At 72.0% G+C, this 20,699-nt stretch carries 21 protein-coding genes and 1 tRNA gene; 12 read left to right on the top strand and 10 right to left on the bottom strand.

Features of this window, described 5'->3' with window-relative positions; translation table 11 throughout:
* From IPZ69_RS30840 to IPZ69_RS30810, 7 genes are all read left to right on the top strand, one after another.
* On the top strand, positions 1-612 hold a 612-nt coding region (locus IPZ69_RS30840; RefSeq protein WP_235457934.1), incomplete at its 5' end, for a hypothetical protein.
* A gap of 38 nt (positions 613-650) precedes the next feature.
* Positions 651-1,811: an NAD(P)/FAD-dependent oxidoreductase gene (locus tag IPZ69_RS30835; protein ID WP_235457933.1), complete on the top strand. Its 1,161-nt coding sequence runs from the start codon at positions 651-653 to the stop codon at positions 1,809-1,811.
* On the top strand, positions 1,808-2,107 hold the full coding sequence (locus IPZ69_RS30830; RefSeq protein WP_235457932.1) for a (2Fe-2S)-binding protein: 300 nt from the start codon (positions 1,808-1,810) through the stop codon (positions 2,105-2,107). Before IPZ69_RS30835 ends, IPZ69_RS30830 begins: the two co-directional genes overlap by 4 nt.
* Positions 2,100-3,500: an FAD/NAD(P)-dependent oxidoreductase gene (locus tag IPZ69_RS30825; RefSeq protein WP_235457931.1), complete on the top strand. Its 1,401-nt coding sequence runs from the start codon at positions 2,100-2,102 to the stop codon at positions 3,498-3,500. Before IPZ69_RS30830 ends, IPZ69_RS30825 begins: the two co-directional genes overlap by 8 nt.
* Positions 3,501-3,570: 70 nt before the next feature.
* Entirely contained in the window at positions 3,571-4,467 is an 897-nt protein-coding gene (locus tag IPZ69_RS30820; protein ID WP_235457930.1) for a dihydrodipicolinate synthase family protein, read from the top strand.
* 15 nt (positions 4,468-4,482) lie between these two features.
* The gene (locus tag IPZ69_RS30815; protein WP_235457929.1) at positions 4,483-5,484 is read left to right on the top strand and encodes a proline racemase family protein; all 1,002 of its coding nucleotides are present in this window, start codon (positions 4,483-4,485) and stop codon (positions 5,482-5,484) included.
* 46 nt (positions 5,485-5,530) lie between these two features.
* The gene (locus IPZ69_RS30810) at positions 5,531-6,223 is read left to right on the top strand and encodes a GntR family transcriptional regulator (RefSeq protein WP_235457928.1); all 693 of its coding nucleotides are present in this window, start codon (positions 5,531-5,533) and stop codon (positions 6,221-6,223) included.
* A 78-nt stretch (positions 6,224-6,301) separates the two neighbouring features.
* Here the strand turns inward: IPZ69_RS30810 and IPZ69_RS30805 are convergent.
* Both IPZ69_RS30805 and IPZ69_RS30800 read right to left on the bottom strand, forming a co-directional pair.
* Positions 6,302-6,375: transfer RNA gene (locus IPZ69_RS30805), tRNA-Pro, on the bottom strand.
* 43 nt (positions 6,376-6,418) lie between these two features.
* Positions 6,419-7,846, bottom strand: coding sequence for an MFS transporter (locus IPZ69_RS30800; RefSeq protein WP_235457927.1), 1,428 nt, complete (start codon positions 7,844-7,846; stop codon positions 6,419-6,421).
* A gap of 168 nt (positions 7,847-8,014) precedes the next feature.
* Between IPZ69_RS30800 and IPZ69_RS30795 the strand changes: the two genes are divergently transcribed.
* Positions 8,015-8,593, top strand: a complete 579-nt coding sequence (locus IPZ69_RS30795) for a TetR/AcrR family transcriptional regulator (protein WP_235457926.1) — start codon at positions 8,015-8,017, stop codon at positions 8,591-8,593.
* Positions 8,594-8,595: 2 nt separating this feature from the next.
* Here IPZ69_RS30795 and IPZ69_RS30790 read toward each other — a convergent pair whose 3' ends face one another.
* Entirely contained in the window at positions 8,596-9,771 is a 1,176-nt protein-coding gene (locus tag IPZ69_RS30790; RefSeq protein WP_235457937.1) for a serine hydrolase domain-containing protein, read from the bottom strand.
* A gap of 212 nt (positions 9,772-9,983) precedes the next feature.
* On the opposite strand from IPZ69_RS30790, the gene IPZ69_RS30785 reads away from it, so the two are divergent.
* Positions 9,984-10,328: a cupin domain-containing protein gene (locus tag IPZ69_RS30785; protein WP_235457925.1), complete on the top strand. Its 345-nt coding sequence runs from the start codon at positions 9,984-9,986 to the stop codon at positions 10,326-10,328.
* Here the strand turns inward: IPZ69_RS30785 and IPZ69_RS30780 are convergent.
* The gene (locus IPZ69_RS30780) at positions 10,325-11,347 is read right to left on the bottom strand and encodes a LacI family DNA-binding transcriptional regulator (protein ID WP_235457924.1); all 1,023 of its coding nucleotides are present in this window, start codon (positions 11,345-11,347) and stop codon (positions 10,325-10,327) included. The genes IPZ69_RS30785 and IPZ69_RS30780 overlap by 4 nt on opposite strands.
* Before the next feature lie 128 nt (positions 11,348-11,475).
* On the opposite strand from IPZ69_RS30780, the gene IPZ69_RS30775 reads away from it, so the two are divergent.
* The 3 genes from IPZ69_RS30775 (at position 11,476) to IPZ69_RS30765 (ending at position 14,538) form a co-directional block, all read left to right on the top strand.
* Positions 11,476-12,642 (top strand): phytanoyl-CoA dioxygenase family protein, encoded by a 1,167-nt coding sequence (locus IPZ69_RS30775; protein WP_235457923.1) that lies wholly within the window; start codon positions 11,476-11,478, stop codon positions 12,640-12,642.
* Between the two features lie 15 nt (positions 12,643-12,657).
* Positions 12,658-13,434, top strand: a complete 777-nt coding sequence (locus IPZ69_RS30770) for an SDR family oxidoreductase (protein WP_235457922.1) — start codon at positions 12,658-12,660, stop codon at positions 13,432-13,434.
* A 99-nt stretch (positions 13,435-13,533) separates the two neighbouring features.
* Positions 13,534-14,538, top strand: a complete 1,005-nt coding sequence (locus IPZ69_RS30765; RefSeq protein WP_235457921.1) for a Gfo/Idh/MocA family protein — start codon at positions 13,534-13,536, stop codon at positions 14,536-14,538.
* A gap of 113 nt (positions 14,539-14,651) precedes the next feature.
* Here the strand turns inward: IPZ69_RS30765 and IPZ69_RS30760 are convergent, their stop codons facing one another.
* From IPZ69_RS30760 to IPZ69_RS30735, 6 genes are all read right to left on the bottom strand, one after another.
* Positions 14,652-14,900, bottom strand: a complete 249-nt coding sequence (locus IPZ69_RS30760) for a hypothetical protein (RefSeq protein WP_235457938.1) — start codon at positions 14,898-14,900, stop codon at positions 14,652-14,654.
* 50 nt (positions 14,901-14,950) lie between these two features.
* Positions 14,951-16,267, bottom strand: a complete 1,317-nt coding sequence (locus IPZ69_RS30755; protein WP_235457920.1) for a serine hydrolase domain-containing protein — start codon at positions 16,265-16,267, stop codon at positions 14,951-14,953.
* 299 nt (positions 16,268-16,566) lie between these two features.
* The gene (locus IPZ69_RS30750) at positions 16,567-17,469 is read right to left on the bottom strand and encodes a sugar phosphate isomerase/epimerase family protein (protein WP_235457919.1); all 903 of its coding nucleotides are present in this window, start codon (positions 17,467-17,469) and stop codon (positions 16,567-16,569) included.
* Positions 17,470-17,471: 2 nt separating this feature from the next.
* Complete coding sequence (locus tag IPZ69_RS30745) at positions 17,472-18,380, bottom strand: ATP-binding cassette domain-containing protein (protein WP_235457918.1); 909 nt, start codon at positions 18,378-18,380, stop codon at positions 17,472-17,474.
* A 4-nt stretch (positions 18,381-18,384) separates the two neighbouring features.
* Positions 18,385-19,461, bottom strand: a complete 1,077-nt coding sequence (locus tag IPZ69_RS30740) for an ABC transporter permease (protein ID WP_235457917.1) — start codon at positions 19,459-19,461, stop codon at positions 18,385-18,387.
* On the bottom strand, positions 19,461-20,480 hold the full coding sequence (locus IPZ69_RS30735; protein WP_235457916.1) for a sugar ABC transporter substrate-binding protein: 1,020 nt from the start codon (positions 20,478-20,480) through the stop codon (positions 19,461-19,463). The genes IPZ69_RS30740 and IPZ69_RS30735 overlap by 1 nt, the downstream gene beginning before the upstream one ends.
* Positions 20,481-20,699: the final 219 nt, after the last annotated feature.

The following is a 20,699-nucleotide window of genomic DNA, read 5'->3' as shown; positions in this document are numbered from 1 at the left end:
GCGGCCGACATCGAGGACGACTGGACCCAGGTCGACAACGCGGCGACCTGGCGCAACGAGCTACTGGTCGGCAAGGTCGACGCCGCCCAGTTCCTCAGCGGCAAGACCCGCGCGGCCGAGTGCCAGAAGCTGCTCGACAGCCTGTACTCCGACACGCTGCTCGGCCGTCCGAAGGGCGCCTCGGCGCTCACCGGCTTCACCGCGCAGGACTACCGGCTGCTCTACCAGGTCGGCGACTACGAGCAGGCCCCCCTGCGGCAGGCCATGGACTGGGTCAAGACGCTGCCGCAGGACTGCGCCCAGTTCACCGCGACCGCCGCCGACGGCAGCGAGCGGACGGTGCAGGTCATCGAGGCCGCGCTGCCCGAGGGGGGCGACGAGCAGCACGGCCTGACGGTGCGGGTGCAGGGCACCGCGGACGGCCAGCCGACCACGCTCGTCCTGGACGTCGCGGCGTTCCGGATCGGGTCGGCCGCGGCCACCGTGACCAACGGCGGCCCGTCGGGCGCCGATCACGCCAGCACCGAGCGGGCGGTGGAGCAGGGCGCCGAGCGGCTCGCGGGCGTGCTGTCCGGGAAGACCCCGACCGCGAATCCGAGCCTGTTCGACTGACCCTCCCCAAGGCCGGCGTCATGTGACATAGTACTGACGTGGCGAAGCGACTGACCTGCGATGTCGTGGTCGTCGGGGCCGGAATGGTGGGTGCGGCCTGCGCGCTGTACGCGGCGCGGGCGGGTCTCGACGTGATGGTGGTGGACCGTGGCCCGGTCGCCGGCGGCACCACCGGCGCGGGCGAGGGCAACCTGCTGGTCTCCGACAAGGAGCCGGGACCGGAACTCGAACTCGCCCTGCTGTCCGGCCGGTTGTGGACCGAGCTGGCCCAGGAGGTCGGGGACGCGATCGAGTACGAGCCGAAGGGCGGCGTGGTCGTCGCCGCCACCCCCGAAGGGCTCGCCGCCCTGGAGGACTTCACGGCCGGACAGCGGACCGCCGGGGTCGTCGCGGAGCCGGTCGCCGCGGACCGCCTGCGCGACCTGGAACCGCACCTGGCGCCCGGCCTCGCCGGCGGTGTGCGCTATCCGCAGGACGCCCAGGTCATGCCCACGCTGGCCGCCGCGCACCTGGTGCGCGCCTCGGGCGCCCGCCTGCGCACCAGCTGGACCGTGACCGGCGTGCTGCGCACGGCGCACGGCACCGTCCGCGGCGTCCGCACCGACCACGGGGAGATCCACGCGCCCGCCGTGGTGAACGCCGCCGGGACCTGGGGCGGCGAGCTGGCCGCCCTGGCGGGCGTCCGCCTGCCGGTGCTCCCCCGGCGCGGCTTCGTCCTGGTCACCGAGCCGCTGCCCCGGCTGGTCCGGCACAAGGTGTACGCGGCGGACTACGTGGCCGACGTGGCCAGCGACTCGGCCGCGCTGAAGACCTCACCGGTCGTCGAGGGCACCGCCGCCGGGCCGGTCCTGATCGGCGCCAGCCGTGAACGGGTGGGCTTCGACCGGTCGTTCTCGCTGCCCGTCGTGCGGGCGCTGGCGGCCGGGGCGACGCGGCTGTTCCCGTTCCTGGAGCGGGTGAGCGCGCTGCGCACGTACGTGGGCTTCCGGCCCTATCTGCCGGACCATCTGCCCGCGATCGGCCCCGACCCCCGCGCCCCGGGCCTCTTCCACGCCTGCGGGCACGAGGGCGCGGGCATCGGACTGGCCACCGGCACCGGACACCTGATCGCGCGGGCACTGACCGGGAAGGCGGCGGAGCGGGAGCTCGCGCCCTTCCGGCCCGAACGCTTCACCGCGGACGAGGGGAACACGGCGTGAATCCACTGGAGTTGGCCGACGCCCGACCGGGTCCGGGTTTTCCGGTCACGTTCGACGGCCGCACGATCGAGGCGCTGCCCGGGCAGACGGTCGCCGCCGCGCTGTGGACGGCCGGGATCACCGCCTGGCGCACCACACGCGGTACGGGCCGCCCGCGCGGTGTCTTCTGCGGGATCGGGGTGTGCTTCGACTGCCTGGTGACCGTCAACGGCCGCCCGAACCAACGGGCTTGCCTGGTTCCCGTACGGCCGGGCGACACGATCCGCACCCAGGAGGGGACGGGCCACGATGACTGAGCGACCGCGCCTCGCCGTGATCGGGGCGGGCCCGGCGGGGCTCGCAGCGTCGCTGGCGGCGGCCGAGCACGGTGTCGCGGTCACCCTCGTCGACGCCGCCGAGGAGGCGGGCGGGCAGTTCTACCGGCAGCCCGCCGCCGCCCTCGGCGCGCGCCGCCCGCAGGCCCTGCATCACCAGTGGCGCACCTGGCGGCGGCTGCGCTCGGGACTGGACCGGCAACTGGCGGCGGGCCGCGTCACACACCTGACCGGTCATCATGTGTGGTGCGTGGAACGGGAGTCGGACTCCGGGCGCTTCGCGGTGCACGCGCTGCGGGGCCCCGCCCAGGAGGAGGGCGTCGTGGTGCGCGCCGACGCCGTCCTGCTGGCGACCGGCGGCTACGAGAAGGTGCTGCCCTTCCCGGGCTGGACCCTGCCCGGGGTGGTCACGGCGGGCGGGGCGCAGGCCATGCTCAAGGGCGGGCTGGTGCTGCCGGGGCGTACGGCCGTGGTCGCCGGGACCGGTCCGCTGCTGCTGCCCGTGGCGACGGGACTCGCGGCGGCGGGAGCGCGGGTGGCCGCGCTCGTCGAGTCCGCCGACCCCCGCGATGTCCTGCGGCGGCCGTCGGCCCTGGCCGCGCAGCCCGGCAAGCTCGCCGAGGGCGCGCGGTACGCGGCCCTGCTGCTGCGCCACCGGGTGCGCACCCTCGTCCGGCACACCGTGGTCGAGGCGCACGGCACGGACCGTCTGGAGGCGGTGACCGTCGCGGCGCTCGACGCACAGGGCCGGGTCGGGCCGGGCAGCGAGCGCCGCGTCCCCTGCGACACCCTCGCCGTCGGGCACGGCATGCTGCCGCACACCGACCTCGCCGAGACGCTCGGCTGCCGGCTGTCCGGCACGGACGTGTACGTCGACGACGAGCAGCGCACCGACGTCCCGGGCGTGTGGGCGGCCGGGGAGACCACAGGGATCGGCGGCGCGGCGCTCGCGCTCGTCGAGGGTCACATCGCCGGCCGGTCGATCGCCGCCCGCCTGCGCGGCACCGCGCCCGACCCGCGGGCCTGGGCCGCCGCCGGCCGGGCCCGTGCGCGGCTGCGCGGCTTCTTCGCGGCGGTCGACGCGGTGTACGCGCCGCCGCCCGGGTGGGCCGACCGGGTCACGCACGACACGGTTCTCTGCCGCTGCGAGGAGGTCACCGCCGGCGAGGTACGGACGGCGGTGGACGAGCTCGGAGCCGGTGACCTGCGTACCGTGAAGCTGCTCACCCGGGCCGGGATGGGCTGGTGCCAGGGCCGGATGTGCGGCCCCGCGGTCGCCGGAGTCGCCGGTTGCCCGCTCACCGCGGCGCGCCGGCCGCTGGCCCGGCCGGTGCCACTGGGCGTGCTCGCCGGGTCGGAGGAGGACCTGGAATGACACCGCGGTGACGAGTCCTTCGAGTCCTTCGAGAATCAGTACTATGTCACACCCCATTGGAGGGGAATTCATGAGTGATCTGCCCAACCGTCCCTGGCGTGGCGTCCTCGTCGCCACCGCCCTGCCGCTGCGCGACGACCTCTCCGTCGACTACGACGCGTACGCCGAGCACTGCGCCTGGCTCGTCGCGAACGGCTGCGACGGGGTCGTGCCGAACGGCTCGCTCGGCGAGTACCAGGTGCTCACCCCCGAGGAGCGGGCCCGCGTCGTCGAGACGGCGGTGGCCGCGGTCGGCGGCTCGCGGGTGATGCCGGGCGTCGCCGCGTACGGCGCCGCCGAGGCCCGGCGCTGGGCCGAGCAGGCCCGCGAGGCCGGCTGCGCGTCGGTGATGCTGCTGCCGCCCAACGCCTACCGCGCCGACGAGCGGTCCGTGCTCGCCCACTACGCCGAGGTGGCCCGGGCGGGCCTGCCGGTCGTGGCGTACAACAATCCGATCGACACCAAGGTCGACCTTCTCCCGGAACTGCTCGCCAGGCTGCACGCCGAAGGGCTCGTGCACGCGGTGAAGGAGTTCTCGGGAGACGTCCGCCGTGCCTACCGGCTCGCCGAACTCGCCCCGGAACTGGACCTGTTGGTCGGCGCCGACGACGTCCTGCTGGAACTGGCCGCGGCGGGCGCCCGGGGCTGGGTGGCCGGCTACCCGAACGCGCTGCCCGCCGCCTGCACCGAGCTGTACCGGGCCGCCGTGGCCGGGGACCTCGCCGCCGCACTCCCCCTGTACCGCCGGCTGCACCCGCTGCTGCGCTGGGACTCACGGGTGGAATTCGTGCAGGCCATCAAGTTGTCCATGGACCTCGCCGGCCGGCCCGGCGGCCCGGTGCGCCCGCCGCGCGTACCGTTGCTGCCGGAGCAGGAGGCCGCCGTCCGCACCGCCACCGAGAAGGCCCTCGCGTCGGGCCTCGCCTGAGAAGGAGACCGGACCGTGCGCAGCAGACTCGTCCTGCACGCCGTCGACTCGCACACCGAGGGCATGCCCACCCGCGTGATCACCGGCGGGATCGGCACCATCCCCGGCGCGACCATGAACGAGCGGCGGCTGTACTTCCGTGAACACCGCGACGACATCAAGCAGTTGCTGATGAACGAGCCGCGCGGGCACTCCGCGATGAGCGGCGCGATCCTGCAGCCGCCGACCCGCCCCGACTGCGACTGGGGCGTCGTCTACATCGAGGTCTCGGGCTATCTGCCGATGTGCGGGCACGGCACCATCGGGGTGGCCACCGTGCTCGTCGAGACCGGCATGGTGGAGGTCGTCGAACCGGTCACCACCATCCGCCTGGACACCCCGGCCGGGCCGGTCGTGGCCGAGGTCGCCGTGGAGAACGGCGCCGCGCGGCACGTCACGCTGCGCAACGTGCCGTCCTTCTCGGTGGGCCTGGACCGCAAGGCCACGCTGGCCGACGGGCGGAGGGTGACGTACGACCTCGCCTACGGCGGCAACTTCTACGCCATCCTGCCGCTGGAGGAGTTCGGCCTGCCCTTCGACCGGGCCCGCAAGGACGACATCCTGGCCGCCGGGCTGTCGCTGATGGCGGCGATCAACGCCGAGGAGGAGCCGGTCCACCCCGAGGACCCGTCCATCCGCGGCTGCCACCACGTCCATCTGTACGCGCCCGGCGCCACCGCCCGGCACTCGCGGCACGCGATGGCCATCCACCCGGGATGGTTCGACCGCTCGCCCTGCGGTACGGGTACGAGCGCGCGCATGGCGCAACTGCATGAGCGCGGCGAACTGCCCTTGCACACCGAGTTCGTGAACGAGTCCTTCATCGGGACACGGTTCACCGGCCGGCTGCTCGGCACGACCGAGGTCGCCGGAATCCCGGCCGTGCTGCCGAGCTTCACCGGCCGCGCCTGGATCACGGGCACGGCCCAGTACCTGCTCGACCCGACCGACCCCTTCCCGGCGGGGTTCGTCCTCTAGATTGATGGCACGTGACATGGCACCCGCCCGCCCGAGGAGACACCCGATGACCGCCCAGCGCAGCAGCCCGCCGTCTGCCGCCCCCGCGCTGCCCCGGCTGGGCGGCCGGCGGAGCAGCTACCGCGAGCGGGTCGCCGAGGCCCTGCGGGCCGCGCTGATCGCGGGCGAGCTGCGCCCGGGCGAGGTCTACTCGGCCCCCTCGCTCGCCGCCCGCTTCGGCGTCTCGGCGACGCCGGTGCGCGAGGCGATGCTGGACCTGGCCAAGGAGGGCCTGGTCGACACCGTGCCCAACAAGGGCTTCCGGGTCACCGCCGTCTCCGACGAGCAGCTGGACGAGTACACGCACATCCGCGCGCTGATCGAGATCCCCACGGTGGTAGACCTCGCCCGCACGGCCGACCGGGTCTCCCTGGAGGCGCTGCGGCCGGCCGCCCGGGAGATCGTCACCGCCGCGGTCGCCGGCGACCTGATCGCGTACGTCGAGGCGGACACCCGCTTCCACCTCGGCCTGCTGGCCCTCGCCGGCAACGCCCACCTCGTCGAGGTGGTCGCCGACCTGCGGGGCCGCTCCCGGCTCTACGGGCTCACCGCGCTGGTGGAGGCGGGCCGGCTGCTGGCCTCCGCCGAGGAGCACCTGGAGCTCCTCGACGCCCTGCTGGAGCGCGACGAGCGGGCCGTGCGCGAGGTCATGACCCGCCACCTGGAGCATGTCCGCGGCCTGTGGGCCGCCCAGGACTGACCACCGGGCACGGCCCCGCAACGACCGAGAGGCTGCTTCGGATGTCTCCGAAGCAGCCTCTCGCCGCGTTCTCACACGTCGGGACGACAGGATTTGAACCTGCGACCCCTTGACCCCCAGTCAAGTGCGCTACCAAGCTGCGCCACGTCCCGTTGCGTTCTCACCCGGCATTCCGTGTGATCGCGCAGGTCAACACTACCGCACGCGCACGGGTGCCGGTGCCGGGAGCGGCTCGGCCGGCTCGCTCGGGCGGGCGGCGCGGCGGACCGGGACGAGGAGCGCGGCGCCCGCGGCGGCCAGCAGGAGCAGGGCGAGCAGCGTGAAGCCGTGGGTGTAGCCGGAGACGTACGGCAGACCGGAGGGCTGGAGCCGGCTGGTGACCAGGACGCTGGTCAGCGCGGCGCCGATGGAGCCGCCGATGGTGCGGATGTTGGCGTTCATCCCGGTCGCGGCGCCGGTCTGCTCGGGCGGGACGCTGCCCACGACGAGGTTGGCCATGGAGGCGAAGGCCAGTCCGATGCCCAGGCCGAACACGCCCGCGACGACGGCGATCTGCCACCGCTCGTCGTGCCACAGGGCGAGGAAGCCACAGGCGAACGCGCCGAGCGCGGCCCCCGCGGTGAGCTGCGCCTTGGCGCCCATGACGGGTGCCAGCCGGCCGCCGAGCACACCGGAGAGGAACATCGCGACGAGCATGGGCAGCATGAGCAGTCCGGACTCGGTGACGCTCGCGCCGAAGCCGTACCCGGCCGAGCCGGGCGTCTGCAGGAAGCCGGGGAGGAACGACCAGATCGCGTACATGCCCGCGCCGAACAGCAGGGCGGCGAGGTTGGTGGTCCACACCGCGGGCAGCCGCATCACGCGCAGGTCGATCAGCGGGGTGCGGGAGCGGGACTCGGCGGTCAGCCACACGGCGAACAGCAGCACGGCGGTGGCGAACAGCCCGATCACCTTCGGCGAGCCCCAGCCCCACTGTCCGGCCTGGCTGAGCGGGAGCAGCAGGGCCACGAGCCAGGCCGACAGCAGTACGGCACCCAGCCAACCGACCCTGCCCTGGGCCCGCTTGGGCGACTCGGGTACATAGCGCGCGGCGATCGCCACGGTCGCGGCGACGACGGCGACGGGGATCCAGAACAGCCAGCGGTAGTCGAGCGCGGACACGATGGGTCCGGCGGCCACGATGCCGACGCCGCCGCCGGCCGCGATCACGGCGGAGAGGTTGCTGATGCTGCGGCTCACCGCGCCCGGGGCGAACTCGTCCCGGATGATGCCGAAGGACAGCGGGAACAGGGCGCCGCCGACGCCCTGGACGACCCGGGCGACGATCAGGACGCCGATGTCGGGCGCCAGTGCGGCTATCAGGCAGCCGGCCAGCACGGTCAGCAGGACGGCGACGAGTGTGCGCTTCTTGCCGACGAGGTCGCCGACCCGGCCGAGGATCGGCGTGAAGACCGAGGCGGACAGCAGATACGCCGTCATCACCCAGGTCGCGGTGGACTGCGAGGTGTGCAGCGCGTGCTGGACGGTCGGCAGGGCCGGCGCGATCAGCGACTGCAGCATGGAGAACACGCCCGCACCGGTCGCGAGGACCGCGAAGGTGAGGCGGGTGGACTTTCGGGGCATGACAGAGCCTCTCCGGATCGGAGCGGGAAGCATGAGGGGCGTCCGGGGTCGCCGCGGGTACACGTCTGCCCACGGCCGAAGTCCCCCGGACTGATAAAGTGGAGGTACCCCTCCACCATAGCGGAGGCATACCTCCGGTTCAACCATTCCTCTCCCCGGGAGGCAGCAGTGACGGCCCAGCCGTTCCCCGTCAGCGAGATCGTCGCGTCCCAGCGGCCGCACCGTAAGGACGCCGCCCGCAACTACGACGCCCTGCTCGCGGCAGCCCGCGAGGCGTTCGCGGAGCACGGCGCGGAGGCCTCCCTGGAGGACGTCGCCCGCCGCGCGGGCGTCGGCATCGGCACGCTGTACCGGAACTTCCCCACCCGCCGCGACCTCTTCGAGAGCGTCTACGCGGACGATGTGAACGCCCTGTGCCGGGCCGCCGTGGAGGCGGCCGAGCTGCCGCCGTGGCAGGCGCTGACCACCTGGCTGGACCGGTTCTCGGGCTACATGGTCACCAAGCGGGCCGTGCGGGAGGCACTCAACGACGAGTCGGAGATCTTCCAGGCCTGCCGCGTCTCGATGTACGCCGCCGGCGGACCGCTGCTGGAGCGGGCGCAGCGGGCGGGCGAGGCGCGCGCCGACATGGACTTCGGCGACCTGCTGCGGATGGTCGCCGGGATCACGGCGACGTCCTTCGAGAACGACGAGCAGCGCGACCGCGTGCTGGCCATCGCGCTGGACGGCGTGCGCGTGACCCGCTGACGTCAGCCGGTACCGAGCGGGTGGTCCGGTGCCAGGGCGGCCGCGATGCGCTCGGTGATCGTCTGGGCCGTGTTGCCGCCGGGCGCCTTGGGTCCCACGGTCGTGGACACGGCGATGGCGAGACGCCCGTCGGGCTGGTAGGCCTGCACCGCCGCGAAGCCCGCGAAGGACGGGTTCTGCACGACCCAGCCGTTCTTGACGATGACACCCACCCCGAAGTGGAAGGCATCGGTCTGCTTCAGGCACACGGTGGCGGGACAGGTGGCGGTCCGGGTGCCGAGCCCGGGCGTGCCCGGGTCGAGCTGGACCCGGAAGGACTGCCGGGACAGCAACTGCCCCGATCCGATGGCCCGGGCCGAGCCCGCCAGATCGCAGATGTCGGTGGTGAGGACGGCGCCGGGCGCGGTGGTCCAGGACGGGTTCCAGAACGTCGACTCCTCGTAGGTGCCGCGCTCGGCGTCGTAGGAGTGCAGCACGGGCCCCGGGATCTGAGGGGTGAAGCCGTTGGCGGTCTGCCCCAACCCGAGGGGATCGAGGACGCGTTCGCGCAGCAGCCGGTCCAGCGGGGTGCCGGTGATCTTCTCCAGGGCCTGGCCGAGGAGGACGAAGTTGGCGTGCGAGTAGCTCCAGTTGGAGCCCGGCGCGTACCACAGGGGGTGGGCGAGTGAGAAGGCGAGCACCTCGCGCGGGGTCCAGTGCCGGAAGGGGTCGGCGTAGTACTTCTTCACGAACGCCGGGTCGGTGACGTAGTCGTGCAGGCCCGAGGTGGAGTCGCCGAGCATCCGCAGCGTGATCCGGTCACCGTGCGGCAGGTCGGGCAGCCAGCGGGAGACGGGGTCGTCGAGACTCACCCGGTGCTCGTCGACGAGCTGGAGGAGCATGGTCCCGAGGTACGCGATGGCGACGGAACCGGCCCGGAAGTGCAGGGCGGGGGTGGCCGGGACACCGCTCATCGACTCACCCGCCGCGTCGGTCACCAGCTCGCGGCCGTCCACCGTGACGCGTACCAGTACGGCCTTGAGGTCGAGTTCGCGCTGGGCCTCCCGCACGAGGTCGCGCACCTCCCGTACCCGCCCGTCCGTGCTCCGTCCGCCGACGACGCAGCCCTGCTGGTGCTGCTCGGCGGCCGACACCGCCGTGGTCCGGAGCGTCGCCGCGAACAGGACGGCGGCACACACCAAGACTTGACGAGCTCCCGGCATTCGGGACATGGCACCCATGGTGGCACCGGGTCCGACGACCCGCCTTCCAGGTGGACTCCGGCGGGTGGTGACCAGGCTCGGCGTGCCCGTGTTCCTCGGCCCGGCACGACGAAGTGTCCTTTCACCAGGCCCGATGACCCACACTCTGTCGACGGCCGGATGCCGGACGATCTCGCTAGGGTCGTCCCATGACGCACAGTTTCGCTCTCCACATCCCGGACGCCGATCTCGAACCCGAGCCGATCGCCGTGGACCAGATCGTCTCCGGGAGGCCGGAGGTGTCCGGCAAGGTGGTCTGGGAGTCGCCGGACGGCCGGCAGATCCGCGGGATCTGGCAGATCACCCCGGGGGTCGTCACCGACACCGAGGCGGACGAACTGTTCGTCGTGATCAGCGGCTCGGCGACCATCGAGGTCGAGGACGGGCCGACGCTGGAGGTCGGCCCCGGCGACATGGCCGTCCTGCGCGAGGGCGACCGCACGACGTGGACGGTGCACGAGACCCTGCGCAAGGCGTACGCGATCAATCTCTAGGCCGTCGGCATGTTGTAGGGCGTGACCACCTGGATCGCCGAGGGCAGGGTCGGTCCGGCGGGCGGCAGGGCGCCGTGGGCGCGCATCACCAGGTGGCAGGCCTCCCGCAGATCGTGCCGCAGGTCGTGGTGGAGCACGGCCGACAGCCTGAGCTCGCGCAGCAACCGGGTGTTGTCGTGGTCGAGGTCGTGGGCGACGAACACGGCGCACTCGCGGCCCAGGTCCTCGAAGGCCCGCAGCGTGGCGATGTTGCCGCCGCCGATCGAGTAGACCGCCCGTATCTCCGGGTCGCGCTCCAGCGCGGCCCGGACCAGGTCGTACTGCGTGGCGTCCAGGCCCTGGCCCTCGGCGATCTCGACCAGCGCGCGCTCCGGGCACCGGGCCCGCATGGCGCCGCGGAAGCCCATCTCGCGCTCCTCCTCGTTGCGGAAGAACCCGCTGCTCAGGCTGGTGAGGACGTTGCCGGGGCGGTCGCCCAGCCACTGCCCCATGAGGTACGCGGCGGTCGCCCCGGCCGCCCGGTTGTCGATGCCCACGTACCCCAGCCGGGCGCTGGCCGGCAGGTCCGTCACCAGCGTGACGACCGGTATGCCGGCGGCGGCGAGGCGGCCGACGGCGGCGGTCACCTCGGGGACGTCCGGTGCCTTGAGGATCACCCCTTGCGAACCCCGCCGCGCGATCAGGTCCAGCGTCCTGACCTGCTCCTGAACCAGCACGGTCTCGCGGAAGTGGAAGCGGGAGCGCAGCACCGCCGGGTGCAGCCCCGGCAGCTCGGCCTCCAGGGCGAGGCGGACGGCCGTGGTGAACCGTTCGGGTGCCTGCATCACGATGTCGACCATGAAGGTGCGGCCCACCAGCCGGACCTGGGTGCGCTGCCGGTCCAGGTCGGCGATGGCCCGCTGGACCTCCTGGGCGGTGCTCTCGCGCACTCCTCCCCGGCCGTTGAGCACACGGTCCACGGTGGCCTCGCTCAGACCTGCCTGACGTGCGATCTCGCGAATCGGGAAGGGATGACCCACGACGGTGCTCCTTGAGGGGTTTTTGATGGCTTCCTGCTGGTTGTTGGAGGGGTTTGTACTGACAAGAATGACAGGGCCGCGTCGCTCCCGTGAACGAGGCCGCGACCGTGACCGAAAGAAGGACGACGATGTCCCTCACCGCCGCCCAGGGCCGTGCCTGGCTGTCCGAGCAGGACTGCGACCTCGACACCTTCCGCGCGCTGGTCGAGCGGACCACCGACCCCGCCGACTACCCGTACGCCACGGGCGTTCAGCGGGGCGTCCTCGTCTACGACAGCGAGCGGCTGCGCGCGGCCGGCCTCGGCCGTGCGCTGCGCGCCGAACTGGTCCGCGCGCTGACCGACGGCCCCGGCGTAGTGGTCTTCAAGCATGCGTTCACGGACCCGGCGGTCGTCGACCGGGCCACGGCGATGTTCGAGGCACTGATCTCCGAGCAGCATGCTGCGGGCGCGGCGGCCGGCGACCATTTCGCGCGGCCGGGCGCGAACGACCGGGTGTGGAACGCGCTGGAGAAGGCGGCGCTGTACGACCCCGGGGCGTTCGCCGACTACTACGCCAACGACATCCTGGCCCTGGTCGCGCGGGCCTGGCTGGGACCGGCGTACCAGATGACCTCCCAGATCAACGTGGTCAACCCGGGCGGCGCCGCGCAGACCGCGCACCGCGACTACCACCTCGGTTTCCTCTCGAACGAGGCCGCCGCGGCCTATCCCGCCCATGTGCACCGCCTCTCCCCCGTGCTCACGCTCCAGGGCGCGGTCGCCCACTGCGACATGCCCGTGGAGTCGGGGCCGACGCTGTATCTGCCGTACTCGCAGCGGTACGAGCCCGGCTACCTGGCCTGGCGGCTGCCCGCGTTCCAGGCCTACTTCGACGCGCACCACGTCCAGCTCCCCCTGGCCAAGGGCGACGCGGCCTTCTTCAACCCGGCGCTCTTCCACGCGGCCGGGGCGAACCGCTCGGCGGGCATCCGGCGCATGGCCAACCTTTTGCAGGTCTCCTCCGCGTTCGGGCGGGCGATGGAGACGGTGGACCGGGAGGCGGTGGCGAACGCGGTCTACCCCGTGCTGCTGAGGCGACGGGTCGCGGGCGTGGGCGAGGAGTGGCTGGAGAACGTCATCGCGGCGAGCGCGGAGGGCTACCCCTTCCCCACCAACCTCGACAGCGACCCGCCGGTCGACGGCCTGGCCCCGCCCTCCCAGGCGGACCTCGTACGGCGGGCGCTGCGCGAGGAGTGGACCGCGCGGGCGCTGCGCGACGCGCTGCGAGCCGGCGCCGAACGGCGCGAGAGCTGAAAGGGCAAGGAACTCATGGGACTTCTCGACGACAAGGTCGTCCTGGTCAACGGGGGCAGCCAGGGCGTGGGCGCCGCCATCGCACGGGCCGCGGTCCGCGAGGGCGCCACGGTGGCCGTCACCGGCCGCCGCCCCGAGCCGGGCGAGGCCCTGGTGGCGGAGCTGTCGGCGGCCGGGGGCACGGCGATGTACGTGCAGACCGACCTGTCGGACGCCGACCGGGCCAAGGCCGCCGTGGCCGAGGTGGTCGACGCGTACGGCCGTGTCGACAGCCTCGTCAACTCCGCGGGGCTGACCTCCCGGGGCACGCTGCTGGACACCACGCCCGAGCTGTTCGACGCGCACATCGCGATCAACCTCAGGGGCCCGTTCTTCGCCATGCAGGCGGCGGTCACCGACATGGTCGCGCGCAAGGCGTCCGGCACGATCGTCAACATCATCACGTCCTCGGCGCACGGCGGGCAGCCGTTCCTCGCCCCGTACGTCGCCGCGAAGGCCGGACTGATCGGCCTGACCCGCAACGCGGCGCACGCCCACCGCTGGGACCGGATCCGGATCAACGGCCTGAACATCGGCTGGACGGCGACGGAGGGCGAGGACGCGACGCAGCGGACCTTCCACGACGCCGGGGACGACTGGCAGGACCGGGCCGCGGCCCACCTCCCGATGGGCAGGCTCGGACAGCCGGACGAGATCGCCGACTTCGTGGTCTTCCTCCTGTCGGACCGCTCCGGCGTGGTCACGGGCTCGGTCATCGACTGGGACCAGAACGTACTGGGCGGGCTGGACTGAGGACATCGGGTCCGTCCGGCCACTCGAACCCGGAGTGCAAAGCCCGTCCGGCGGCTCAGGTCCGGACAGTCATCACACGCACAAGGAGCAGCGGAGCACATGCGCATCGGAATCCTCGGCCTCGGCCGCATCGGCGCCTTTCACGCCGAGACCCTGTCCGCTCTCGACGCCGTCGAGTCCCTCGTCGTCGCCGACCCGTTCATGGACGCCGCGAAGACCGCCGCCGAGCGGTTCGGGGCCGAGGTCGCGGACTCGCCCGAGGCGGTCCTGGCCGCCGGCGTGGACGGCCTCGTGGTGGCCGCCGCCACCGACGCCCATCCGGCCCTGGTCCTGGCCGGTGTGGAGGCCGGCGTCCCGGTCTTCTGCGAGAAGCCCGTCGCCCGCACCATGGCGGAGGGCGTCGAGGTGCTCAGGGCCGTCGAGGGCAGCGGCGTACCCATCCAGATCGGCTACAACCGTCGCTTCGACGCGGGCTTCGTGGCCGCGCGGGCGGCCGTGCACGCCGGTGAGCTGGGCAAGCTGCACACGGTCCGCTCGACGACGCTGGACCCGGCCCCGCCGCCGGCCGCGTACATCGCCGCGTCGGGCGGCATCTTCCGCGACTGCTCGGTGCACGACTTCGACATCATCCGCTGGGTGACCGGCCGTGAGGTGACCGAGGTGTACGCCGTCGGCGGCAACCGGGGTGCCGACTTCATCAAGGCGGCGGGGGACGCCGACACCACGGGCGCGATCCTGACCCTGGACGACGGCACGATCGCGGTGGTCTCCAACAGCCGCCACAACGCCCGGGGCTACGACGTCCGCATGGAGCTGCACGGCTTCCAGGACTCCATCGCCGTGGGCCTCGAGGACAAGCTCCCGCTGCGCTCCGTGGAGCCCTCGGTCACCTTCCCCGCCGGCACCCCGCACGACTTCTTCATGGACCGGTTCACGGCCGCCTACCGCGCCGAACTCACCGCGTTCACCGAGGTCGTCGCCGGCACCCGCCCCTCCCCCTGCACGGTCGCGGACGCCCTGGAGGCGGGCTGGATCGCGGAGGCCTGCACGCTGTCCCTGCACGAGCACCGCCCGGTGACGATCGCGGAGGTACGCGGCGCCTGAGCCGCCCGCGCCCGCGGACCGGCGACGACGAGGCGAGGGGACCTGACGGCCCTCGCCTCGTCGTCGTCCCGCGCCGGATCGAACCGGCACAGGGCGTCGGCCCGCGCCTCGGATCACAGACAGTAGCGGACCATCCACTCGTCGGGGTCGTAGGCGTCCCGTGCCGGGTCCCGCGGCGCGGCGGGGCGCTCCTCCACCGTGTCCTGCGGGCGGATCCGCTCCGGCAGCGCCCCGAACCGGGCCCGCCGCAGCTCCGCGGCCTCGGTGGCGTCCGGGGTCCGCCGCCCCGGCCCGTGTCCCTGTTCCCGTCCCTGCCCTTGCCCCTGCTCGGTCCGCGACGTCGTGTCCGTCGACTCGGTCATCTCGTCCTCCCCGCTCCGGCACTCGCGCCCCGTCACCCGTGAGAACGCGCTCACCTCGCCGCCGGTTCCGCGGGCAGGTCGAAGACGTGGTCCGGGGAGACGATCGACGTGATCGCGTCGCCCAGCAGGGTGCTGGGCTCCTGGCCCTCGTGGCTGATGTCCGTGTTCAGCAGGACCACGAGCGTCGCCCTGGCCGACGGGAGGTAGATGGTCAGGGACTCGTAACCGGGCAGCGAGCCGTTGTGCCCGATCCAGCCCTGGACGTTGAAGATGCCCAGTCCGTATCCGGCGCCCGGGATGGAGGTCGGCGGCGTGGTGAGGCGCTGTTTCTGGGTGGCGGGGCTGATCAGGAAGTTGCCGTCCGGGAGCCGGCCGGTGGCCACGGTGGGTGCCCAGACCCGCAGGTCGTCCAGGGTGGAGATCATCGCGCCGGCCGCCCAGCCCCAGGACGGGTTCCAGTTCGCCGAGTCCTCCACCCGGCCGGTCGCCGTCTGGTCGGTGTAGCCCTGCGCGTGCGGGGTCGGGAACTCGTTGCCGGTCGGGAACAGGGTCTCGGCGAGTCCGGCCGGGGCGAGGACGTGGTCGTGGATGTAGTCCCCGAGCGGCCGGCCGCCGGCCTTCTCGACGACCAGACCGAGCAGGATGAGGTTGGTGTTGGAGTAGTCGAACTTCTCGCCCGGCGGGAACAGCACGGGGTGCTTGAAGGAGTAGGCGAGCAGTTCCCGCGGGGTGAACGGGCGTTGCGGATCGGAGGTCAGGGCCTTGAAGAAGCCGTCGTCCTCCGAGTAGTTGAACAGCCCGCTGCGCATGCCGGCCAGCTGGCGCAGCGTGATCCGGTCGCCGTTCGGCACCCCGCTGACGTACCGGTCGATCGTGTCGTCCAGGTTCACCTTGCCCCGGTCCACGAGCTCCAGCAGCGCCGTCACCGTGAACGTCTTGGTCTCGCTGCCGATCCGCATGTACAGGTCGGGGCGCATCGCCGCGCCGGTGCTCTTGTCGGCGACGCCGAAGGACTTCACGTACTCCCCCTTGTCGGGGGTCCACAGACCGACGGTCACGCCCGGGATGTTCGCCTCCCGCATGACCCGCCGCACGGCCGCGTCCACCTGCTGCCGCACCGCGGGTGTGAGCTCACGGACCTCGTTCCCGGAGGGCGACGGCGGGGCGGGTTCGGCGGCCGAGGCCACCGAGGCCACCGAGGCGGCCATGCCGGTCGTGGCGGACGGGGCCGACGTGGCGGCCGTCGCGGTCGTCGCGGACGACAGCGGCCGGGCCGCGGCTGAGGTGCCCGCGGCGGGCACCACCAGCATCCCCACCGCGGTGACCAGGACGGCCCCGCTGCGACAGCGTGCGGACGAGTGCGACATGGCCCCAACTCCCCAATGCGGACACCGGAGGACCGACCCGCCGATGCCGTGCAAGGCGGCGGGACGCGGCCGGTCGGCACGTCCAGGCGCAACTCGCGTCCTGGGCGAAACCTCGGGGCGGATTCCCGCGCCGCATGCCGCGCCGCGGTCACCGCCGTGCCGGGAGTCGAGGCCGGACGGCCTTGTGGAGCACAAGCATAGGAGCGCCCGCGTGCCGCCGCCTGTCGGCGGGCGACGGTGCCGCGGGCGCTCCTGGCGCACGGTGACCGCAGGTCAACGCTTGGTGAGCAGTGCCCCGTTCACGCCCCGCACGACCGCAGGAACCGGCGCGTGCGCACCGCGATCGGCAGCGGCTTGTCCGGCTCGCAGGGGTACATGTCCTGCTCGACGATCGCGAACAGATCGACGCCGAGCCGCTGTGCCGCCGCCAATACCGGCTCCAACTCCGGCACCCCGGACGGTGGTTCGCACATCACACCGCGCGCGACCGCCGGGCCGAACGGGATCTCGTCGGCCACGACGTCGGCGAGGACCGCCGGGTCGACCTGCTTGAGGTGCAGATAGCCAATGCGCTCGCCGTACGTCTCGATGAGCTTGACGCTGTCCCCGCCGCAGTACGCGTAGTGGCCGGTGTCCAGGCAGAGGTTGACCAGACCGGAGTCGGTCGAGTCGAGGAACCGCTCGACGTGCTCCTCGGTGTCGATGTGCGTGTCGGCGTGCGGGTGGACGACGATGTCCAGCCCGTACGTCTCCTTCACCTCGTGGCCGAGCCGTTCCATGCCCTTGGTGAGGTGGGCCCACTGCTCGCCGGTCAGCTCCGGGGGTTCCAGGATCTCGGCGGTCTTGTCGTCGCGCCAGAAGGAGGGGATCACCACCAGGTGCCCGGCACCCATGGCCCGGGTGAGCGTGGCGACCTGGGCGACGTGCTGCCAGGTGGACTCCCAGACGGCGGGGCCGCGGTGCAGGCCGGTGAAGACCGTACCCGCGGACACCTTCAGGTTCCGCCTGTTCACCTCGTCGGTGAGGCGGGCCGGGTCCGTGGGCAGGTAGCCGTAGGGACCCAGTTCGATCCAGGAGTAACCGGCCTCGGCCACCTCGTCCAGGAAGCGTTCCCAGGGCACCTGCTGGGGGTCCTCGGGGAACCAGACGCCCCAGGAGTCGGGCGCCGAGCCCACCCGGATGCGGTCGAGGGCGTTCGCCATGGTCAGGAGGTCCCTTCGGGGTGGGCCGCCACGGGTGCGGTGAGGTCCTTCTCCTCGGGGAGCTCGTCCACGTCCACGCCGCGGACCTGCGACAGTTCGTGCTTGAGCGCGGTGAGTTCGGCGCCGCCGGCCATGTGGTTGGTCAGCTCCTCAAGGCCGACCTCGCTGCGGTCGGCGCTGAGTTCGAGGGTGCCGAGGCGCAGCACGCTGAAGTGGTCGCCGACCATGTAGGCGTGGTGCGGGTTGTGGGTGATGAAGATGACGCCGAGGCCGCGGTCGCGGGCGGCGGCGATGTACTTCAGCACGACACCGGACTGCTTGACGCCGAGGGCGGCGGTCGGCTCGTCCAGGATGAGCACGCGGGCGCCGAAGTAGACGGCGCGGGCGATGGCCACGCACTGGCGCTGGCCGCCGGAGAGCGTGCCGATGGGCTGCTCCAGGTCGTCGAGCACGATGCCCATGTTGCGCAGTTCCTGGTCCGCGGTCTTCTTCATCCGGTCGATGTCGAGACGGCGGACGGGCCAGGGGCCCTTGGTCATCTCGGAGCCGAGGAAGAAGTTCCGCCACACCGGCATCAGGGGCACCGTGGCCAGGTCCTGGTAGACGGTGGCGATGCCCTTGTCGAGCGCCTCGCGGGGGCTGCCGAAGCGCACCGGCTCGCCGTCCACGAGGAAGTCGCCCTCGGTGTGCTGGTGCAGACCGGAGATGATCTTGATCAGGGTGGACTTGCCGGCGCCGTTGTCACCGAGGACGCAGGTCACCTTGTTCGGGTGGACCGTCAGGTCGACGCCGTGCAGGGCGCGGATGTTGCCGTACGACTTGCCCGCGTTGCGCAGTTCGACGATGGGCCGATCACCGCTGCCGGGCGTGGCGTCCTTGAGGACGGCTCCGTGGGTTCCGTTGGTCGTCATGAAGTCACCTCCGGGTCGCCGTGCGACTGACCCACAGATTGATGAGGACGGCGCCGAGCAGCATCACGCCCAGGAAGGCCTTGAACCAGTCGGGGTTCCAGCCCGCGTAGACGATGCCCTGGTTCACCATGCCGAACATGAAGGCACCGAAGACCGGGCCGATGGCGGAGCCGTAGCCGCCGGTGAGCAGACAGCCGCCGATGACCGCCGCCGCGATGTAGATCAGCTCCTGGCCGACCCCCTCGCCGGACTGGACGGTGTTGAACGAGAACAGCTGGTGCATGCCGAGGAACCAGGCGCCGAAGCCGACGGTCATGAAGAGCGTGATCTTGGTGAAGCTCACCGGGACGCCGACCGCGCGAGCGCTGTCCTTGTTGCCGCCGACGGCGAAGATCCAGTTGCCGTACTTGGTGCGCAGCAGGACCCAGGTGGCGAGCGCGGCGAAGACCAGCCACCACACGACGGTGATCTTCACCTCGACGCCGCCGACGTCGAACGAGGAGGCGAACAGCTTCTTCGCCTGGTCGAAGCCTTCCATGTTACTGATGTCGTCGGTGGCGACGTTGCCGGTGATCGACTTGGTGACCGCGAGGTTCACGCCTTGCAGGATCAGGAAGGTGCCCAGGGTGACCAGGAAGCTGGGCAGGCCCGTACGGACCACCATCCAGCCGTTGAACGCGCCGACCCCGAGGGAGGCGAAGAGGGCGACGATTACGCCCACCCACACGTTCATGGTCAGCTGGTAGCTGATCATGCTCGCGGTGAGCGCCGAGGTGATCACGGCGACACCGGACGAGAGGTCGAACTCGCCGCCGATCATCAGCAGGGCCACCGGGAGGGCCATGATGCCGATGGTCGACGACTGGTAGAGCACGGTGGCCATCGAGCTGCCCTGGCGGACCGCCGGCGCCGCGATCAGGAAGAAGACGAAGACGGCCACGGCGCCGAGGAAGACGCCGACTTCGGGCCGGGCCAGCAGGCGCAGCGCCAGCGGGCGCCGCGCCGTGCGGCCGTCGGTCTCCTTGGGGCCGGGGGCCGGCGGTGTGGTCACCGCCGGCCCACCCTGCTGGGTCATGCTCATCACCGAGTGCCCTTCGCGGCGAACGCGGCGACCTTGTCGACGTTGGTCTTGTCGACGAAGGCCGGACCGGTCAGCACCGGCTGCTCTCCGCCGCCCATGTAGTTGCCGTTGTTCTTGTACAGCCACAGGGAGTCGATCGCCAGGTAGCCCTGCAGGTACGGCTGCTGGTCCACCGCGAACTGGATCGACCCCTTGGAGATCGCGCCGGTCAGTTCCTTGTTGAGGTCGAAGGTGGCGACCTTCGCCTTGCTGCCCGCGTCGTCCACCGACTGGACCGCGGTCAGGGCGTACGGGGCGCCGAGCGCGACCACGTAGTCGGTGTCGCTGTCCTTCTTGAGCTTGGCGGTGATCGTGGACTTCACCGACGGCATGTCGGTGCCGTTCACGTACAGCGTCTCAGTCGTGCCGGAGAACGTCTTCTTCACGCCGTCGCAGCGCTGGGTGAGGCCGATGTTGCCCTGCTCCTGGATCACGCAGACGGCCTTCTTGGCCCCCTCCTCGTTGAGCCGCTTGCCGAGCGCCTCACCGGCCACGCTCTCGTCCTGGCCGAAGAACTCCATCAGGCCGAGCTTCTGCCAGTCGCTCACCCCGGAGTTGAGGCCGACGACGGGGATGTTCCCCGTCTTCGCCTTGCTCACGACCTCCTTCATGGCGTCGGGCTTGGCGAGGGTGATGGCGATGCCGTCGACCTTCTGGTCGATCGCGTTCTGGACCAGGTTGGCCTGGGTGCCCGCGTTCGGGTCGGCGGAGTAGACGAGCTTGATGTTGTCCTTGGCGGCGGCGGCCTCGGCGCCCTTGCGGACGATGTCCCAGAAGGTGTCGCCGGGCGCCTGGTGGGTCACCAGCGCCACCGTCATCCGGGGGGTGCTGGCCTTGCCCGCGGAGGCGTTCGCCCCACCCTCTTCCGACTTCTTGCCGCCGGAACTGCTGGAGCAGCCGGCGAGGGTGAGCGCTGCCGCTGCGGCAACGGCCACGACGGGGGCCAGTCTGCGGGAGCGGGAGTACGAAGAGCGGTCCATCTTTCCGGCACCTCACTGTGCGAGCAGGAGAAAGGGGGATCTACGAAGACGAAGATCCATGGGCCCGGGGCCGGGAGGCGATCCGGGTTGTTTGCTGTGCGTTGGGACGGGATCCAAGTCCCTGCCGCGCCCGCTGTCAATACTTTGTTAAGACATCATTTCACACGCAGGTCCGAATGTAAGTACAAACCATTGACAGCAGGGGCCCCGGGGACCTAC

This window comes from Streptomyces olivochromogenes, from assembly GCF_021538895.1.
GTDB classification, from domain to species: Bacteria; Actinomycetota; Actinomycetes; order Streptomycetales; family Streptomycetaceae; genus Streptomyces; species Streptomyces olivochromogenes_A.
Note: the sequence above shows the minus strand (reverse complement) of the source record. Positions and strands in the feature narration are given on the sequence as shown.